The 18,114-nt window shown below is 50.0% G+C and carries 13 protein-coding genes; 4 read left to right on the top strand and 9 right to left on the bottom strand.

Features of this window, described 5'->3' with window-relative positions; all coding sequences use genetic code 11:
* The first annotated feature begins 2 nt into the window (after positions 1-2).
* Positions 3-800 carry an ABC transporter ATP-binding protein gene (locus tag F1593_RS11645; RefSeq protein ID WP_235932557.1) on the top strand — a complete coding sequence of 266 codons (798 nt, stop codon included), beginning with the start codon at positions 3-5 and terminating at the stop codon, positions 798-800.
* Positions 797-2,164: an ABC transporter permease gene (locus F1593_RS11640; protein ID WP_149401736.1), complete on the top strand. Its 1,368-nt coding sequence runs from the start codon at positions 797-799 to the stop codon at positions 2,162-2,164. The genes F1593_RS11645 and F1593_RS11640 overlap by 4 nt, the downstream gene beginning before the upstream one ends.
* A gap of 226 nt (positions 2,165-2,390) precedes the next feature.
* Here F1593_RS11640 and F1593_RS11635 read toward each other — a convergent pair whose 3' ends face one another.
* The 4 genes from F1593_RS11635 to F1593_RS11620 all read right to left on the bottom strand — a co-directional run bounded on the left by F1593_RS11635 (position 2,391) and on the right by F1593_RS11620 (position 6,962).
* Entirely contained in the window at positions 2,391-3,383 is a 993-nt protein-coding gene (locus tag F1593_RS11635) for a YtxH domain-containing protein (protein ID WP_149401735.1), read from the bottom strand.
* A gap of 96 nt (positions 3,384-3,479) precedes the next feature.
* On the bottom strand, positions 3,480-5,108 hold the full coding sequence (locus F1593_RS11630; RefSeq protein ID WP_149401734.1) for a S1C family serine protease: 1,629 nt from the start codon (positions 5,106-5,108) through the stop codon (positions 3,480-3,482).
* A 232-nt stretch (positions 5,109-5,340) separates the two neighbouring features.
* Positions 5,341-6,351, bottom strand: a complete 1,011-nt coding sequence (gene argF, locus F1593_RS11625; protein WP_149401733.1) for an ornithine carbamoyltransferase — start codon at positions 6,349-6,351, stop codon at positions 5,341-5,343.
* A gap of 167 nt (positions 6,352-6,518) precedes the next feature.
* Positions 6,519-6,962 (bottom strand): GtrA family protein, encoded by a 444-nt coding sequence (locus F1593_RS11620; RefSeq protein ID WP_172632060.1) that lies wholly within the window; start codon positions 6,960-6,962, stop codon positions 6,519-6,521.
* 380 nt (positions 6,963-7,342) lie between these two features.
* Between F1593_RS11620 and F1593_RS11615 the strand changes: the two genes are divergently transcribed.
* Positions 7,343-7,603 (top strand): hypothetical protein, encoded by a 261-nt coding sequence (locus tag F1593_RS11615; RefSeq protein ID WP_149401731.1) that lies wholly within the window; start codon positions 7,343-7,345, stop codon positions 7,601-7,603.
* A gap of 140 nt (positions 7,604-7,743) precedes the next feature.
* On the opposite strand, the gene F1593_RS11610 is transcribed toward F1593_RS11615, so the two are convergent.
* Complete coding sequence (locus F1593_RS11610) at positions 7,744-9,681, bottom strand: PAS domain-containing sensor histidine kinase (RefSeq protein ID WP_149401730.1); 1,938 nt, start codon at positions 9,679-9,681, stop codon at positions 7,744-7,746.
* A gap of 347 nt (positions 9,682-10,028) precedes the next feature.
* Positions 10,029-12,527, bottom strand: coding sequence for a DUF2298 domain-containing protein (locus F1593_RS11605; RefSeq protein ID WP_149401729.1), 2,499 nt, complete (start codon positions 12,525-12,527; stop codon positions 10,029-10,031).
* A gap of 362 nt (positions 12,528-12,889) precedes the next feature.
* On the opposite strand from F1593_RS11605, the gene cofH reads away from it, so the two are divergent.
* The gene (cofH, locus tag F1593_RS11600) at positions 12,890-15,322 is read left to right on the top strand and encodes a 5-amino-6-(D-ribitylamino)uracil--L-tyrosine 4-hydroxyphenyl transferase CofH (RefSeq protein WP_371873825.1); all 2,433 of its coding nucleotides are present in this window, start codon (positions 12,890-12,892) and stop codon (positions 15,320-15,322) included.
* Between the two features lie 669 nt (positions 15,323-15,991).
* Here the strand turns inward: cofH and F1593_RS11595 are convergent.
* The 3 genes from F1593_RS11595 to F1593_RS29605 form a co-directional block, all read right to left on the bottom strand.
* Positions 15,992-16,291, bottom strand: a complete 300-nt coding sequence (locus F1593_RS11595; protein ID WP_149401728.1) for a GlsB/YeaQ/YmgE family stress response membrane protein — start codon at positions 16,289-16,291, stop codon at positions 15,992-15,994.
* A 345-nt stretch (positions 16,292-16,636) separates the two neighbouring features.
* Positions 16,637-17,260: a hypothetical protein gene (locus F1593_RS11590; RefSeq protein ID WP_149401727.1), complete on the bottom strand. Its 624-nt coding sequence runs from the start codon at positions 17,258-17,260 to the stop codon at positions 16,637-16,639.
* 168 nt (positions 17,261-17,428) lie between these two features.
* Entirely contained in the window at positions 17,429-17,551 is a 123-nt protein-coding gene (locus tag F1593_RS29605; RefSeq protein ID WP_268907042.1) for a hypothetical protein, read from the bottom strand.
* Positions 17,552-18,114 lie beyond the last annotated feature (563 nt).

The raw sequence follows: 18,114 nt of genomic DNA, 5'->3' as shown, positions 1-18,114 counted from the left end.
TAATGGTTGATCAAGTGGAAACTGTGGCGTATGGCAGGGATGAGAAAGCAAAACCAATCATACGCCTGGAAAAATTGAGCAAAGTCTATCAGATGGGCAAAACCCAGGTGCGAGCTTTGCGCGGCGTGGATCTCCAGATTAAGCGCGGCGAAATGGTAGCGATCATGGGACCATCAGGTTCAGGAAAATCAACCTTGATGAATATCCTGGGCTGCCTGGATCGTCCCTCAAGTGGTAATTATTATCTGGATAGCATTTCCGCTGGTTCTATGAACAAGAGCCAGCTGGCGGATGTGCGCAATCAGAAGATAGGATTTGTGTTTCAGAGTTTTAACTTGCTTTCCTGGATGTCGGCGCAGGCTAATGTCGAATTGCCACTGATCTATGCGGGCGTTTCAAGCGAGGAACGGGAACAGCGAGCACGCTGGGCCTTAAAGCTGGTAGGATTGGGAGCACGCTCAGGACATCGTCCTATGGAGATGTCTGGTGGTCAGCAGCAGCGTGTGGCGATTGCCCGCGCGCTGGCAACGCGCCCGGCCATGATCCTGGCTGACGAGCCAACCGGTAATCTGGATAGCAAAACCAGCATCCAGATTATGATGGTGCTTCAGATGCTTAACACAAGTGGTATGACGATTGTGCTGGTAACTCACGAGCCAGATATCGCCAGCTATTGTCAGCGCACTGTAGTCTTACGGGATGGCAAGATTCGTGAGGATACCTGGAATCCCCAGCCCTTGTCCGCGCAGGCACAATTGTCTGAGTGGTCATCATCGGAGGGAACGGAGGTCTTACCGTGAGTTCAACGGAACAACAAAGCATTGAAACGGACAAGCAGGCGACCACATCAGAGTCGTCGGTTGCCTCAGCCCCGGCTGTGCGGGCCCGTAAGCAGTGCCAGCAGACATCGAATGGAAGCTTACAGCGGCGTCGCGGTATGCTGGCCTTCTATCAAAGCTTCCGTAGCGCTCTGGTTGCGGTGCGAGCCAACAAATTACGCTCATTGCTCACATCGTTGGGTATCATCATCGGTGTTGCCGCGGTCATTATAATGGTTTCAACCAGTCAGAGTAATGCCGCACAGATTAACCAGCGCCTATCATTCTTAAATCCAGACGAGCTGGTAATTCGGGCTGGAAGCGCCTCTTCAACCGGAGGCGTCCGGCAGGCGCAGGGAACATCCTCAACCCTCAAGCAATCAGACGCGGACTCTCTGACATCAATCGCGCACGTCTCTGCCGTCAGTCCTATTGTCAATGCCAACGAGCAGGTTGTGTATCAGTCAGAAAACTGGTCCACCTCGGTGCAGGGAATTTATCCTACGTATCAGCAAATCAATAGCTGGAAAATGCAGGAAGGCACCTTTATCTCTGATGCCGATCAGCAAAATACCAGTGCCGTTGCCGTCATCGGTCAGACCGTGGCGGATAATCTATTTACGTCGCTCGGGGTTGATCCCATCGGCAAAGAGATCCGCATCAACAGTATTCCCTTCACGGTTGAAGGTGTGCTGGCCTCCAAGGGCGCAAGTAGTTCCTTCCAGGATGCGGACGATGTAATCTATATTCCTTTTAGTGCCGCGCAAAAGAAGCTGACCGGCTCTACCTCAGTCAGCTCGATTGACGTCCTGGTGGATGACTCATCGAATATGACGACGGCGCAGGCGGCTGTAGAGACCCGTATGGAGCAGTTGCACAATATAGCGAATTCATCCAACGACGATTTCCAGATTCAGAATCAATCCACAGTCCTACAAACGGCGCAAGCCACCGCGCAATCGCTCTACATGTTGCTTATCAGCGTAGCGGCGATCTCGTTGATCGTAGGAGGCATTGGTATCATGAACATCATGCTGGTATCTGTCACCGAGCGCACGCGTGAAATCGGCATTCGTATCGCCATTGGAGCCCGTCCAGGGGATGTTATGATGCAATTCCTAATTGAAGCCCTCATGCTCAGTGCCCTGGGAGGCATTGTCGGCATCCTGATTGGTGTTGGAGGGGCATTGATTACTGCGACAGTAATGGCAGTGCCTTTTGCGCTCAGTCCTCTGGCAGTTATCCTTGCCTTTGGCTTCTCAGTCGCTGTAGGAGTCATCTTCGGCTTTTATCCCGCGCAACGGGCATCGCAACTCGATCCCATTGTCGCCCTACGTTCCGAATAACCCTTGTCGCGAAGTTTATACGACAACAGAAGGCCCGATCGCGAGGGATCGGGCCTTCTCTGCTGGGGAGCAATCTGATTTGTTGGATCTGGTGGTCCTCCCAAAAAAACTCTACCGGTAAGTTGTAAAACGAAGGTGGCTACTTCCTGATCCACCGTTGAGACATCGTGCCTGCGCCATCTATCCCTGTGCTGCTATGAGCATAGATAAGTGGCGCAGATATTTCTTATAGTTTATCTGTTCTATCTTTGTCGCTGTCATTGGCTGCACGTCTGGCTTGCTCGGCCCGGCGCTGTTGGTCAGTCATGGTTGGATTCTTATTGGGTTCATTGGCAGAGGTTTTTTGTCCCTGGCTTGAACTGTACGGTTTGTTGCTAAAATTTGATTGCCTTGATTGTGTTGAACTCGTGTTTCGCGCACCTTCACCCTCGGATGGCATGAATCCTGCTGCTGGCGTAAAGCCTGAGGTGGTGCTATTGGTCTGCGGTGGATTTGCATTATGGGGACGTGCAGGAATATTACTTCCTCCAGTCGTGCTGCCAGGGCCAATATTACTGCTACCACCAGTCCTGTTGGATGGTGTGGCTGCTGTTTTATTACTAGAGGATGATGTTGAAGATGTTGATCCCGCGTTGCTACTTCGCGTGGTTTTGGGCTCTTCGTATGTCTCGACTGGTGTGTCGATGGTCTCACGCTCGCTATCGCTTGTGGTCTGATTATATTTATACTTGTTCGCTGGTGCGTTGTCTGCCGGTGGATTGACACGGCCACTGACTGTATTGACCGGGCGATTGCTCTCAGGTACATTTGTACGTGTGTTGTCAGGTGCGGTTGAGCGTGTGCTTTCTGACATCGTTGAACTGGTATCGGGCACGTTCAGGCGCGTGTTTTCAGGAGTGGTTGAACGACTGGTATCGGGTATATTCGAGCGTAGAGTATCAGATGTGGTTGAGCGTGCACTCTTAAACTTGTCTGATAGCTTGCTATTAAGTGTGCTGAGTGTGCTGAGTAGCGTGCCACCAGTTGCATTTGAGCTACCGCTGGCAGCGGTATTGGAAAGATTGCCACCTGAGAGGGCCGAGCGGTTGCGCTCAGACAATTTATCTTGCACTTTACCCCAGCGCTCAACAAGCTGACGGCGTAAATCTTCGCCTTTTACAGGAGCGATGAATATACCAACACCTGCTCCAATTAAGACTCCTTGCAGAAACTTACCCATGGCTATTGCCTTTCTTGTATGTTATACATCACTGTATTTGATGTCGTATCTAAAAACAATACCTGTCAGACACACGTCCTGCCATGTATCAGAGTTTCAAGAAACCTTACGTTCACCCAATCTTACCTTTACGTCCATCTGTTGATCGGCGCGATAGATATGCACCAGCACGGTGTTGCCGGGACTCTTGTCAACAAGATAATCTTGCAGGCTGGTTATACCCTCTATTTGTTGCTTATCCATCTGTACGATGATGTCACGCCGCTGTAGCCCCGCCTGAGCGGCTGCGCTGTCAGGTACCACATCTACGATTAGCGCGCCCTGATTCACAGGTAGTCGCGCGTCATTGGCAATTGTTTGGTCGACGCTGATGACCTGCACTCCCATATCGGCACGCCCCGAATTTGTCACCTGTCCATCCTTGATCAGTTGCGGAACGATAAATTTGACGCGATTGGCAGGAATGGCGAAGCCGACACCTGCGGCCGGAGTTTTAAATTCAGGATCAATAGGTACAAGGGTTGGAATACCGATAAGTGTGCCTTGCATGCCGACCAGTGCGCCACCACTGTTGCCAGGATTAATTGGCGCGTCAGTCTGGATAGCATTAATAATAAGATGATCCTGTCCCTCGCTGACGTTACGGCCCAGGGCGCTGATGATACCATTGGTTACCGTCTGTGTGATGCCTAGCGGATTGCCAATCGCGAGCACCTGCTGTCCTACATTGAGTTTGGATGAGTCACCGATCTGTGCCACTGACATATGCTGGGGAGGATGGATCTTGATGACTGCCAGATCATCACTTGGATCAGTTCCCGTTAATTCAGCTGGGATTTTAGTGTTGTCGTAGAGTACGACCTGTAGATTATGACCGCCAGTGATGACGTGATTATTGGTAACGATATAGCCGTCTTTATCGATAATGACGCCTGATCCCAGGCTAGTTCCTTGCCGACTTTGCGCCGTGATTTCGACGACGGAGGTATGAAATTTCGCCGCCACCTGCTCAATTGTTGAGCCTCCCAGAGGGGTGAAGCCCGGATTTGAGAATACGCTTCCAGTTCCTATCAGCCATCCGCCCAGTCCGCCGATGAGCAGTGCGAGCAAGGGAATGACAAGCAGTGCCGCTAAACTTTCCCTGTTTCTACCTCCGTATGCATTGCCTGGTTGATTGGATCGGTCTGGACCCTGTGGTGGCACTGTTGCCATCATTCCCGAGGCATATCCTCCTGTGCTGGTACGCGCGCCGGTTGCTGGAATGGTGTGGGTGGTATCCATGGCCGGATCTGCTGGTGAGGACGGGGCGTCTGCCGCATCCTTTGGCTGTGAAGAACCTGGGCCGGGCATATAATAGGGTGAACCCGGCTGTGAAGAGGCGTAGTAAGCCATATCCAGTGGTGTATTTTGCGTGAGAGAATCTGTTCCTGGCACATCATAGGGCGTCTGGGATGTCCCATTGTCAGGCTGTTCAGTCTGTGGATATTCCGGTGTTGAGGAAGATGCCATGGCTGAGTTATCCACTTCCCGTGCGGGCTGCGGTGTTAGATTCCTCTCACTGGCAGGCAGGGCGGATTCTGATAACGGCAGGCGTGGAGTATAGTGCTTCTGGCTTTGTGCGGTGTTAAAGCGTTGATGTTGTTCTATAGCTGGTTCGATCTGCTCTGGCGTAGCACCCGGCGTATTTTTTGCTGACTGGTCAGCATTTTGATCAGGATGTTCCACGAGAATCCTCCTCAACTAATGCTATCACAGGGATGAGATACGACAATTCCATAACAATAACTATAGCCCGCAAGGATAGATTTGTGCTCCTCCAAAGGGTGCATTTATGCGGAGGATGTATTGAGAATGTATTGGACTAAACACGCTATTCTAAAGAGTGTTTAGTCCAATGATCTGGCTTGCTATACATAAATATGCCAGTGCTGGAGAGGAAAATAGCGAGGTGCGCTGTTTAGTGTGCTCGCTCACCGAGGGTAGCTACCAGAACAGCTTTAATGGTATGGAGACGGTTCTCGGCCTGATCGAAGACAACAGAGGCTTCCGACTCAAATACTTCTTCAACCACCTCTAATCCATTTAAGCCATACGCATCATAGAGACGTTTGCCTAGGGCGGTATCAGCATTATGGAGAGCGGGCAAGCAGTGCATAAATTTGACCTGTGGATTTCCGGTCAACGCCATCAGCTTGCTATTCACTTGATAGGGAAGCATCTGTTTTATGCGTTCCTGCCATAGCTCTGCCGCACCGCCCATCGAAACCCAGACATCGGTATACAGGAAATCACAGCCTGCCACGGCCGCCTTGACATCCTCTGTCAGCAGCACACGTGCGCCCGTCTGTTTGGCCACGCTATAGATCTGTTCCATGCGCTCCTGACACGGCCAGCAAGCGCGAGGACCAGCCATACGGATATCCATGCCCATGATTGCGGCCCCGATCAGCAGCGAATCGCCCGTATTGGAGCTAGTATCGCCCAGAAAGCAGAAAGAGATCTCACGCAAGGGTTTTTGCGCATGCTCGTACATAGTCAGAAAATCGGCCAGTATCTGGGTTGGATGTGCCTCATTGGTCAAGCCATTCCAAACCGGCACACCGGCGTAACGTGCCAGATCTTCCACCACCGACTGAGCAAAGCCGCGATAGCCAATCCCATCATATAACCGACCCAGCACACGAGCCGTATCTTTCACTGTCTCACTGGCCCCCATATGTGAACCAGTCGCTCCGATATAGGTTACATGAGCGCCCTGATCATAGGCTGCCACTTCAAAGCTACTGCGTGTACGGGTTGAATCCTTCTCAAAGATCAGCGCAATCTGTTTTTTCTGGAGATATTGCACCTCAGAACCGGCACGTTTCGCTGCCTTTAACTCCGCAGCCAATGTGAGTAAATAATCAAACTCTGCTGGAGATATCGTATCCAGTTTCAGGAAATGCTTGTGTTGCAGATGTACTGTCATTCTTCATTGTTCCTTGGTATTCATTTGGCAATAGACAGAACTCCTTGCGGCTCTCTTGACAACTGCCTTGAGCATAAAAATATAGTGTATCATTGGCGAATAGTCAAGTTAGCAACACAAACACACGTACAAAATATCCACTCTATCATCCCTGGTCACAGCTTGTATTAGTTCAACGGAGTGGTCGTCACGATTTCAGCGACCTCTTCAGTTTTAATATCTCGATAGACGAAACGCCGGGAGATAAAATAGTTATAGCCAAAGGCCAGTATAATGCCTGCCAGGGTTGCGATGTAGGGATTTACATTGAACAGGTAAACCAGTATGTCGCCGGTCAGCAATGAAACGAGATTGGCGGAAAAGCTTGTGACCTGTGCTCGTACGGCCCGTTTGACCAGGCCCCATCCTTTGACATGCTGCGCCTGCTCACGATAGGTGAAGTATTGATTCAAGAGAAAGTTGACCGTCGTGCTGATTTCAAACGAGCATAATTGTGCCACGAAAAAGAAACCATGGTTATCTTTAAATAAGAGATGATAAAAAAACCAGAGTGCAATTTCACTGACTGGAATTCCAATGCCGCCTACCATGGCGTAACGTACCAGATGCATATTCAGAAGTTTTTTGATAAGTTTAAGAATAACGGTACCTCTTCTTTCTACCGGGACATACATGAGAGACGGATACGCAACAATGCTGTATTCATACGTATTTTGACATTACCATTATGGGTGCGGCAAGAAATTAGCCTCGGCAAAGACTATCTTCCTATACTGTGTTATAACGGTTTTTGTGCTGGCTTGATCACAAGACGCAGAGCTGAGCGGAAGGTGTTCAGATGGCAGCGTTTTTGATAGATGCCGCTTCTCACTCGTCTATTCCAGGCAGGGGAATATATGGGCGGTCAGCGTTGTCAGTGTATACTGGATATGTTGTATCCTATGCGATAGGACGATGTTGCACTGAGGTGCCGAGTTAACGAGAGTTGGTTATGGTGTACAGAGAAGAGATTACTGCACGCTATAAAGGTATCAAGATCTGGGTGGAGAAGATTTCGGAGGCTGAGTTCGACGGCATTTTTCGTTGGAATGGCCGTGTGCTTAAAACAGATCCATCGTACGAGTATTCTGCGTCTCCAGCGGAGGCTATTGAGAGTGCGAAGGGCGTGATTGATCGTTTATTGGCTTTACGTCGCGAGGGGATACATGTGCAGGATGTGGGTCCGGAGAGTAGAGATTGTGATGATGCGTGAGGTGATGAGTAAGCGCGTGTGACCGGTTGATTCCTGGACCGGACGGCAGTACAACCCTGGTAGAGTAGATCTCAAAAGAGACATACCAGGGTTCTTTTTTATGCCTTTTTAACCTTTTGTACCTGTCCTATCTGCCTTGTCTATCCTGTCTGCTCGTTCTGTTCCTCAAGCGGCAAGGTGAACCAGAAGGTTGAACCCTGACCGGGCGTACTTTCGACCCCCACCTGACCATGATGGAGTTGAATAATAATCTGGCAAATGTAGAGCCCCAGGCCCAATCCCTGGATGCCATCGCTGGTTGCTGTGGATTGTTTTATTTGATAAAAGCGGTTCCAGATATTCTTCTGAGCTTCTTTGCTCAGTCCTGGCCCCTCATCTTTGACCCAGACGCGGGCATAGCCGTCGTTGATGGTCAATCCAATCTTGATGGGGCTTTCAGGAACAGAGTATTTAAGCGCATTAGTGACATAATTATTGATGACCTGTCCGATACGGTTCGCATCGGCCTGGACAAAGAGATGTTCCAGTGGTGGGAGTTCCAGGAGCAGGCTCCTTTGAGGAGCAGTCGAGCATTGATCTTCGACAGTTTCCCGAATAATATTGATCAGATCACAGCGTTCACAGGTGAGTTCCAGCTTATTGACAGCGATGCGCGAGATATCGAGCAGATCATTGACAAGCCGAACCTGGACATCGATTTGCCGTAGCGCATGCGAAATATCTTCAGCATTCTTCTCATTAATCGATCTTAAAGCCTCCAGGGATGGTGTCTCCTCAGCGTTCTCCAGCCGTTTCATGCGGCGTTGAATCATTTGTAGCGTGCCTTTAATGATCGTCAGCGGGGTCCGCAATTCATGGCTGGTCATGCCTATGAAGACATCCTTCTGGTGCTCGACCTCTTTGCGATCGCTGATATCCAGCACGACCGCGACAACCTGAGTTGAGGATGTTTTGAGTTGGGCCATCCCCATCATGATTGGCATCAAACTGCCATTTTTGTGCTGGATCGCCGTCTCATAGGGTTGACTGACACCAGTTGAAAGGAATTCCACAATCGCTTCCGCCTGACGCGGTAGGAAATTGGCGGGCGTAAGGGTTGTCCAGCGCAATTTTCGGGCCTTCAGTTCAGCCAGCGTATAGCCAGTGAGATTAAGGTAGGCGTCGTTGGCCTCATAGATATTGCCGTAGATATCCGCAATCAGGATGCCAATAATGTTAGATTCGACAAAACGACGGAATTTTAATTCGCTTTCACGTAAGGCCCGTTCGATGTTTTTACGCTCAGTAATATCCTGAATTAAGATCGAAAATCCGTCTACCACAGGATGAATCTGGACCTCAAGCCACTTCTTGCGTGTCTGTGCAAAGACTTCAAAATGACTGGCTTGTTGTTTGTTCTGAGCTTCCCGAAGCTTGCGCAAGAAGAAAGCATCAAAGAGATCCAGTGTGGTCTGAGTAAGGGACTTCCCCAGGAGTTCAGTTGAGGATTTGCCGAGTAGTTGTTGTGCTTGTGTGTTGATATATGTATAGCGCCATTGACTATCGACAGTAAAAAAGGCGTCGCGCATACTATCCAGAATGGTAGCCATTTTTTTTGCCGAGGCGCGCTGCTCTTCCTCCTGCTCCTGACGCTGTTGCTGCTGCTCAGTTATGTCGATCCCATAAGCAATGATCTCAGCCACTTCCTGGGATTGTGTGTAGATGGGGACATAGCGCAGTTGAAATGGGCGATAGAGGCCATTCTGATTCTGGATGTGGCATGTTAGCGTGTCTGGCTGTTTAGTATCGATGACCTGGAAGAGGGTCTCAACCACGGCGGTGCGATCCTGTGGATGGATGGAGTCCAGCCAATCATGTCCCTCTCTCTGATAACGATATGTGCCATGGAGGCGTGCCTCTCCGGGTGTAAATTCGTTTGTGCAGGTCCCGTCGGTGTGCAGGAGCCAGCAGATATCTGCGCTATCCTCAACCAGGGCCATAAAGCGCGCTTCAGCGGTGCGCTGATCGCATGTTGTGGGCGGTGTTTGTGTCGGCTGTGTGGCATTGCGCGCCGCCGTGTAATGATGATGCGGGTCCATATAACATAACCTCAACACACACAAATAACAATCCTCTAAACCTTACACGTTATATATACCTCGTCATAGACACTTTTTGGGAAGCTGTCCGACCCGGGTGAGTCCCCATAGGCGCGGACTTAAGGCTTTTCAAGCGGGATTGCAAAGGGCGGCCAGCCCTTAACAATCCTGCTTCTGTTCGCACCTATGGGGTGAGTCCCTTAGCAACTCTCTGCGTGGATGTGGATATTCACCAGGCAGCATTGTACGAGAAGCTTATTTGAGAAAATAAACTTTTCGCTACCTGCAAAACTATTCCTGATCCACTGTAAGTGGGCTATGTGCGTCGCTGGATACTACCTGCGATGCTATGCTTTCACTTGATAAATGGTTACGCCGTTCGCTTGATAGACTGTGTTCATAAAACTAGCAAAGCGATTGAGATTAGCGCCGGTATAGGTGCTCCGCTCAAGCATACCCACATAAACATACTGGACATGATAGCGAGCCATCGTACTCAACACTCGCTGTTCATTCGGATCGGAATAGATCTGGTTGACATCATTTTTACGATTATTGAAATCCGCCGCGTTGGTGCTACTCTTGTTATACCACGTGACGCGCCATTGATACTCATGTCCCACCCAACCCATGATCGTAGGCAGGCCGGTAAAGGCAGAGATACGTGCATAATTAGTATAATCATCACCGACTGCCTCAGTAATCACAGGTGTGCCAGAAATGTGCGCATTCAGCCAGCGGATCGCATCGTAATCACCGGCCAGCGCCTGATCATCCTTCAAATACGTCATGCCGTCCAGATTATTGGATCGAAACATCCCGACCTGATGGGTGATAGGACTGTATTGTACGAAGCGGTAATAGGGGGCAAAGATAGGATAGATGCAGGATGCCGCGACCAGAATTAACAAGCAGGCGCTCCAGATAATTTTGCCTCCTGCGAGTACAGACCGTAGAGCACGCATCCGGGCTGAGAGAACGTTGCTCACGCGTACATTCTCGATGATGTAGAAAAGTCCCGTCCCACAGGCAATCGAGAGCAAGATCCAGGCCTGGAAGTAGAATTTAAAGACCGTATTCATGCGTGGAACGTTATCCGCAAAGACATCGCGCAGGAACACCACTTCGCAGGCGGCGATCAATCCAAAGGCCAGCGCGCCCAGGAAGAGCGTAAAGGCGTAGCCGCGATCATGGATATTCTCAATCACGATTGCCAGCGCTGTCAGCGTAATACCCAGCGTCACAAACCAGGTAGCATTTTGTGGGCTGAAGAGTTGGAAGAGCAGGCCGATGACAATAAAGCCCAGACCAGTCAACGTTCCCACAAACGACCAGGAGATCAATCCCTCTCCTTTACGTTCCTCAATCTGGGATGTTATTGTTTCCTCTTCTGTTGTCTCCTCGACGGCTGTCAGTTCTTGTAGCTCATTTTCCTCACCAGATGCGCCACTGATCGCAGGCACCGGAGTAATCAGACGGGCCAGCATATTGCTGAAGAGGAGTGAGAGAAAGACAAAAGCGAACAGGGCGTAAATCAGGAGTTCATAGCGTAACGTTGAGCGATCCTGTAATGACGTGAAACCAACACCCTGGGATGGCGAGCTAAAGGTAAAAAAGAACGGGCTATAGCAGAGAAAGGCCAGCACAGCCAGCGGAAGCACCGCCAATAGAACATCCCCAATCAGCTTCGCACTGATGACTTTTTCATGGCTAAACCACTGCTGTACCACCAGACAAACAACAATCAAGAGCAGATAGGTTGGAAGATCCCAGCCATTCATCACGAATAACCCACCTACCGAGAGGGCCACGCAGAACAGAGTCAGCGGTAGACGCCAACCGCGTCCATAGGCGTATATCCCCTGTCCCTCTGGTTCCAGCAGAAAATTGAAGGCGAAGCCAATCGCCAGGATCGTGAAGGGCAAGGAGAGGACATGGGCGTGGAAGTCTGAAAGCAGAAAGCTAAAGGCCGGGAACTCATTAATCGTCTTAGGAATAATGCGCGAGGCACCGAACCAATCATAGCCTGCGGGAGTATTGTGCTCTGCGAAATATTGGAGTGTGGAAGCCAGATTGCCAAACATCAGGGCCATCGCGACTGTCAGCAGTCCAAAGGGAATTCCAAAGAGCAGGGCTTTGTGGGTTGGATACGTTTTTGGTTCCTCGCTGATGTTCACGTCGGGGGTCGTTATGACAATTGCCTGAGCCTGTTTGCGCCGTTGTCGTGACCAGGCAATCAGATTGCACGTCACGCCAAATAGGCTCACCGCTACCAGTCCATAGAGCAGGCTGATCCCTGTATTAAAGGCCACCGAAGGGATCTGCCCCAGCAGTTTTGCCAGTACTGCTATGATGTAGTGCGCGTAATAGTAATAGTTGATTGAGGAGCCTGCATACCACATATCGGAGGGTGGAAAGTGCTGGCTACGCATAATCGAAGCCAGAAATCCCTCATCCATAAAGCGCTCATAGGACGTAATTTCTGGTCCAAAGGAACGCAGCCAGCCGAGCAACGCGACCATAAGCAGGAAGAGTAGCTCACTGGCAATGATATAGCCTTTCTGTGAGCGGATAAGCTGTACCAATGTATGGCGTGTGCGAAAAAAGCCGATCCCATTCAGTAGCAGCAGGACGAATACGACGCCAAAAATAAAAAACTGGTTGAATGGCAAAAAGTGCAGAACCATCAGGGGAAACCAGACGCAAAATGATACAATCAGGATGGCGAGTGCTTTGCCCCAGGCCCAGCCGCGATCTGGCATATTGCGAAAAATGGTGATGGTGAGCGGCAAGAAGGCAATGCCCAAAACTTCAACTAGCGCCCACATTTGAAATAACTCAAACATATATACTCATCTCTATGTGAATTTGTGCCTGACTGACTTGGAGGCTCTCTGTTCTGTAACTCTATCTTACTACGTTTTGCATGCTCTCTGCTGAGTAAACTGTATCATATTTTATCGCCTATTTGAACACAGAAGTAACATCACTAGGGCTTTTGGTTTTTTGATGTGAACATTGACAAACATTTTCTTAGCTACTACACTTAATCTTAGAGTATTTAAGTCTTTTTTATCGTGTTACAAACCTGTAATATGTGTTACTTCCCTGTTAAGTTTGCAGACGATTCTAAGCGTTTTTAGCGCGACCATTGGTTTTTCTGCTAACAGGCTTTTTGAGGTTGGTTTGAAAGGGTACAGACTTGAAAATTATCGTACTGGCTGATAGATTGGATGATATTCTCCGTGGTAGCTTGCTCTCTGATGAAGACGCACTTGCGTTACACGATATGTGTGATCTCCCGGCGCTGTTGGCGGCAGCGGCTCAATTGCGCGATAGAGGTCATAGCAATCGTATTTCTTACTCACGTAAAGTCTTTATTCCCCTGACTCAGCTTTGTCGAGATGTCTGTCATTATTGTACATTCGCGCATCCTCCGCGTCCCGGACAGCGCGTGTACCTCAATAGTGAAGAAATCCTGGCTATCGCACGGGCAGGCGTAGAAGCTGGCTGTAAGGAGGCGCTCTTTACATTGGGCGATAAGCCCGAGTTGCGCTATAAGGCTGCGCGGCGCGAACTGGACGAGCTGGGATATCCAACCACTATTGCGTATCTGGCGGCGATGGCAGAACTGGTCTGGCGTGAAACCGGACTGCTTCCACATATGAATCCCGGGATATTGACGGTTGACGATCTGAGCACGTTACGTCGTGTCTCGGCCTCGCAAGGTATCATGTTAGAGAGCGCGTCAGAGCGGCTCTGCGAACGGGGAGGACCGCATTATGGATCGCCGGATAAGCGGCCCGCAGTGCGTCTGGAAACCATCCGTCTGGCTGGTGAACTCCATATCCCTTTCACCACTGGCATTCTGATCGGTATTGGTGAAACGCGGCGGGAACGTATTGAGTCCCTGTTAGCTTTACGCGCACTTCATCAACGTTATGGACATATTCAGGAGTTGATCATCCAAAATTTCCGTGCCAAGCCGGATACGAAGATGGCCGAGGCCCCGGAACCTGATCTTGCTGATCTGCTCTGGACACTGGCTATCACGCGCATCATCTTTGGGGCCTCCATGAATATCCAGGCTCCGCCTAATCTCAGTCCAGGCACCTATGCGCAACTGGTTGGAGCTGGTCTCAACGATTGGGGTGGTATCTCACCGGTCACGCCGGACCATGTCAATCCAGAGGCGCGCTGGCCTCATCTACAGGAATTGGCTGATCAGACCGCGTTGGCAGGCAAGCAACTGGTTGAACGTCTGGCTGTCTATCCCAGCTACATCCAGCAGAATAATCTCTGGCAGGATGCACAGATGGCTCCTGCGGTCCTCAAGCTGAGCGATAGTGAGGGTCTGGCCCGTGTCGAAGCCTGGGCCCCGGGTGAAGCGGTTGCTATTCCTGAAGCCTATAGCCGCCAGACCATTCATGGGGTGAGCTATCAGGAGAGCCGGGTGTCGGACGAAATCAAAGCTCTGCTGGCAAAATGTATGCAGGCGGAGCCGCTAAACGAGGCTGAGATAGTCCGTCTTTTCGAAGCACGTGGGGATGAATATACGGCTGTGTGTCGAGCGGCAAACGAACTGCGCAAACGTGTCAGTGGAGAGGTCGTCTCCTATGTTGTCAACCGTAACATTAACTATACGAACATCTGCTACTTCCATTGCCAGTTCTGCGCCTTCTCCAAAGGAAAGCTCAGCGAAAATTTGCGCGGCATGCCCTACGATCTGGCGTTGGAAGAGGTTGTACGGCGAGCTCAGGAAGCGTGGGACCGAGGGGCGACGGAAGTATGTATGCAGGGCGGCATTCATCCAGAATACACTGGTGACACCTATCTCAAGATGTGCCGTGCCATTAAAGACGTGCTACCGGATATGCACATCCATGCCTTCTCGCCGCTTGAAGTCTGGCAGGGAGCACAAACCCTTGGCATCACTGTACCGGAACTGCTCAAGCAGCTCAAAGAGGCTGGCCTGAGCACCCTGCCCGGTACTGCCGCTGAGATTCTGGATGATGAGGTGCGCGCCATCATTTGTCCCGACAAGCTCAAGACCGACCAGTGGCTGTATGTGATGGAAGAGGCGCATAAGATCGGTCTGCGCACCACCTCGACAATCATGTATGGACATGTCGAGCAACCAAAGCATTGGGCGCGACACTTACTGCGTATCAAAGCTCTACAGGAGCGCACAGGAGGCTTCACAGAATTTGTTCCCCTGCCTTTTGTCCATATGGAAGCACCCATGTTCTGGAAAGGACGAGCGCGTCAGGGGCCGACTTTTCGTGAAGCAGTCCTCATGCATGCAGTCGCCAGACTCGTACTCTATCCTGTCATCACCAACATCCAGGTCTCCTGGGTCAAAATGGGAAAAGAAGGTGTACAGACCGTGCTTGAAGCAGGCGGAAATGACATTGGTGGCACGCTCATGAATGAAAGCATCACCCGCGCCGCCGGTGGAGAATTTGGCCAGGAACTTCCTCCTGCCCAGATGGAGGCTTTGATCAAAGAAATCGGTCGTATACCCTTACAGCGTACCACGCTTTATCGGTCAGCGCCCGTTGAGAGGCACCATACCGCTTTCATCGCTCCCGAATTACAACCAATTGTCCTGACACCAAGCAAACGCTATTCGCGCACCTGATTGATCTGGAGTGCCTGCCTGGTAATCCTACTTTTTATATTGAGCTAGATCTTGAGTTCTTCTTTTAGTGTGGTACAGGAAAGGTGCACTGCACCTTTCCTGTACCACACTAAAAACTGTTTTGAACACCTTGGTGCGAAAACTCATGCACAGAGATCGTGGAGAGCACGGGAATCAGGCTCTCCGTCCTTGCGGGTGAAAGCGGGGTGCAGGGGCGGCAGCCCCATAGGTGCGAACGTAAGGCTTTACAAGCGGGATTGCAAAGGGCGGCCAGCCCTTTGCCGGGGTTTGGGGTGTCCCCAAATACCCCTTTTTCTTCTTTTCTTCGCCGCCGCGCGCGGCGGCGAGAGGGAGGTGAGAGATCGGGGCACAGCCCCGAACCCCAGGTTAAGGGTTGCACCCTTAACAATCCCGCTTACGTTCGCACCTATGGGGCGGCAGCCCATGACGGAGCGCGATGGCAGGCATGCCGGGGGCATGACAGTCCTCGCAAACTCCCCCTCCTCTCAATCCCCCGGAAGGATAGAGAGCCGGAGAGCATGGGAATCAAACACTTTGTAAGCAAAAAAGATCCTTTCCCTTGATAGATTGGGAAAGGATCTTTTTTTTGCTTATCATACCCACAGGCATAGAGTTCACGAATATGTGCTCGTAAGCGTATTTTAGCGGTTATACGCGGCTGCGTGTGCTACCAGAAATGGCGCGCAAGATTGCGATGAAGACACAGGCACCGATGAACGCGATAATGATCTCACCGATAAGATGGAAGGAACCCAGGCCAATCAGACTTGCCAGGAAGCCACCAACCAACGCACCAACCAGACCAACCACGATATCGCCGATGATGCCATAGCCGCCACCACGCATCACTAGACCTGCCAGAGCGCCTGCGATCAGGCCAACCACTAACCACCAAACGATAGAACCAAGGCTAAGAGCACCAAGTGCAAGTGTTGTAGCTGCAAACATATCTGTTCTCCTTTTTTTAGAAACGAATTTTTTATGTCATTGTAGAAAAATCTTTGATAGCTGGAGAAGTATTTTGTTTCTCCGTTCTGTATACTATACGGTTACAGGAATGAGAAGGGATACAGATTAGATGCATGCAACAAAAACATTAATCCTCTTTTAAAGCTCTCCTAAGCTTTCTTATGAAGTGAGCTCAAAGGAATACTGCTGTGGTCGCCTTTTCAGCAAATACTAAGCCAGGATACAGGCTGTTTAATACAGCTGTATGGCCTGGCTTGAGCAGTGCTTTTCTGAACTCTTTCTACGATCCTTTCATTTTTTCTGCGATCGTGGTCCCGAGATAAATCAAGGGGTAAAGTGAAATGATTGTAGCATCACCAGGAAGTCAGTATTGTTAACCGTATCGAAAGCGGTGGGAGAGCCATCCCCATGCAAGACAAAATAGGGAATGCGCTGTGCCGCTACAGGATTTTTTGCCACCCAACCGATGATTTCCAGTGGCTGACCCGTCACGATATCCGTTCGTAAAACCTTCCCTTGTTGCCAGACAATACCATTGACCGTAATTGTATCTGGCTTGCCGATGAGTTGACTTCCAGGGATACTCGTCAACAAATGATCCAGGATCTGAGATGGGGAAGTTTGATCCTGGCTGGGATAGACGTGGAAAGAGTAGCCGCGAAGCGGATCAGTGAAATAGTCTCCCTGGTAATTGCCTGCATTTGTGGTGTTTGTACTAAAGATCCAATTGGCGGGATAATTGATGGTATAACCATCGCCGCTATGCGTCAGAAACGCGGGACCATCATGAACAACTGGTGGTGTCGTAGACAGCGCACGTACCCGAGGTGTACTGCTCTGCCAGCTACTTTCTTGAGCATGGGTGCTGATCCCACAGGCCATGAGCCAACCCGCCAGCAGATAGAAAGCAAGCGCATACAAAGTGGACTGAACCTTTGTTTTTTTCATCGTACCCAACCTCCATCATCCATACAACGCAACATCCTGCCGAACAAACGACATAAAAAACATTTAAAAGGAACAGCAATACTATTGTATGATACAGTATTTTTTCATACAATTTCTACTACTACACGGCATATTGTATCACATGTATTCTACAAAATGTTTGCTTCCCTATCTTTCGTAATCTTCACACATGAGTTTAGCATCTTGCAGCAAAGTGATAAGTTCAAGAAGCAGAGCCTGTCCCTGTCCTGGCTGGACTATTTCAATTGAAGAGGAAGATGAATGTGTCATGAGACAGCGTTTCCTTTGCACAAAATCTTTTTTTATCTATAGTAGCACTTTGTCTTTTTTCAATGCAAGGTGCTACAAATCTTGCTGTTCTTATAGTACCTTAAAAGAGATTCTGTATTTGTTCTTACTTTTTTGTTTTTGAATTGGGGGCGTATGCAATGCCATTGTTTCAAAATGTCTGACTCTCGTGATTTCTACATTTTTCGCGCATGAGTTTTCGCATGCGAGGTGCTCAAGAACTTTTTCTGCATGCCACAATAAAAATGCGCAGACGCACCGGCGCCTGCTGCGAGCACCTACTCCAACAAATGAATGGAAAGAGGGAGCATGGGGAACGCCGATTGCCTTCATTCCTCTTCATGAAGCGGTATGGTAGTGCACGCAAAAAAACGCTTGCAAGCACGCCAGGATCCGTACCCAGACTCCGTCAGCAGGCAGGGTGTATGGTTTTCCGTCATCGAGACCCGGCCCTGTTTTCCCTCATCGTATCTGCAGAGGTGGGTGAGAAGGAGCCTGTCTTTCTGCGATATACTACCACGAAAAGGAGGGTGATGATCGTTTTC

It is taken from the genome of Dictyobacter arantiisoli, from assembly GCF_008326305.1.
In the GTDB taxonomy this organism is placed as follows: Bacteria; Chloroflexota; Ktedonobacteria; order Ktedonobacterales; family Ktedonobacteraceae; genus Dictyobacter; species Dictyobacter arantiisoli.
Note: the sequence above shows the minus strand (reverse complement) of the source record. Positions and strands in the feature narration are given on the sequence as shown.

Excerpts from the sequence above, each read along its gene's own strand:
- F1593_RS11645 (WP_235932557.1), top strand. The coding sequence starts at position 3 with ATGGTTGATCAAGTGGAAACTGTGGCGTATGGCAGGGATGAGAAAGCA.
- F1593_RS11635 (WP_149401735.1), bottom strand. The coding sequence starts at position 3,383 with ATGGGTAAGTTTCTGCAAGGAGTCTTAATTGGAGCAGGTGTTGGTATA.
- argF (WP_149401733.1), bottom strand. The coding sequence starts at position 6,351 with ATGACAGTACATCTGCAACACAAGCATTTCCTGAAACTGGATACGATA.
- F1593_RS11620 (WP_172632060.1), bottom strand. The coding sequence starts at position 6,962 with ATGCATCTGGTACGTTACGCCATGGTAGGCGGCATTGGAATTCCAGTC.
- F1593_RS11615 (WP_149401731.1), top strand. The coding sequence starts at position 7,343 with ATGGTGTACAGAGAAGAGATTACTGCACGCTATAAAGGTATCAAGATC.
- F1593_RS11610 (WP_149401730.1), bottom strand. The coding sequence starts at position 9,681 with ATGGACCCGCATCATCATTACACGGCGGCGCGCAATGCCACACAGCCG.
- F1593_RS11605 (WP_149401729.1), bottom strand. The coding sequence starts at position 12,527 with ATGTTTGAGTTATTTCAAATGTGGGCGCTAGTTGAAGTTTTGGGCATT.
- F1593_RS11595 (WP_149401728.1), bottom strand. The coding sequence starts at position 16,291 with ATGTTTGCAGCTACAACACTTGCACTTGGTGCTCTTAGCCTTGGTTCT.
- F1593_RS11590 (WP_149401727.1), bottom strand. The coding sequence starts at position 17,260 with ATGAAAAAAACAAAGGTTCAGTCCACTTTGTATGCGCTTGCTTTCTAT.
- F1593_RS29605 (WP_268907042.1), bottom strand. The coding sequence starts at position 17,551 with ATGACACATTCATCTTCCTCTTCAATTGAAATAGTCCAGCCAGGACAG.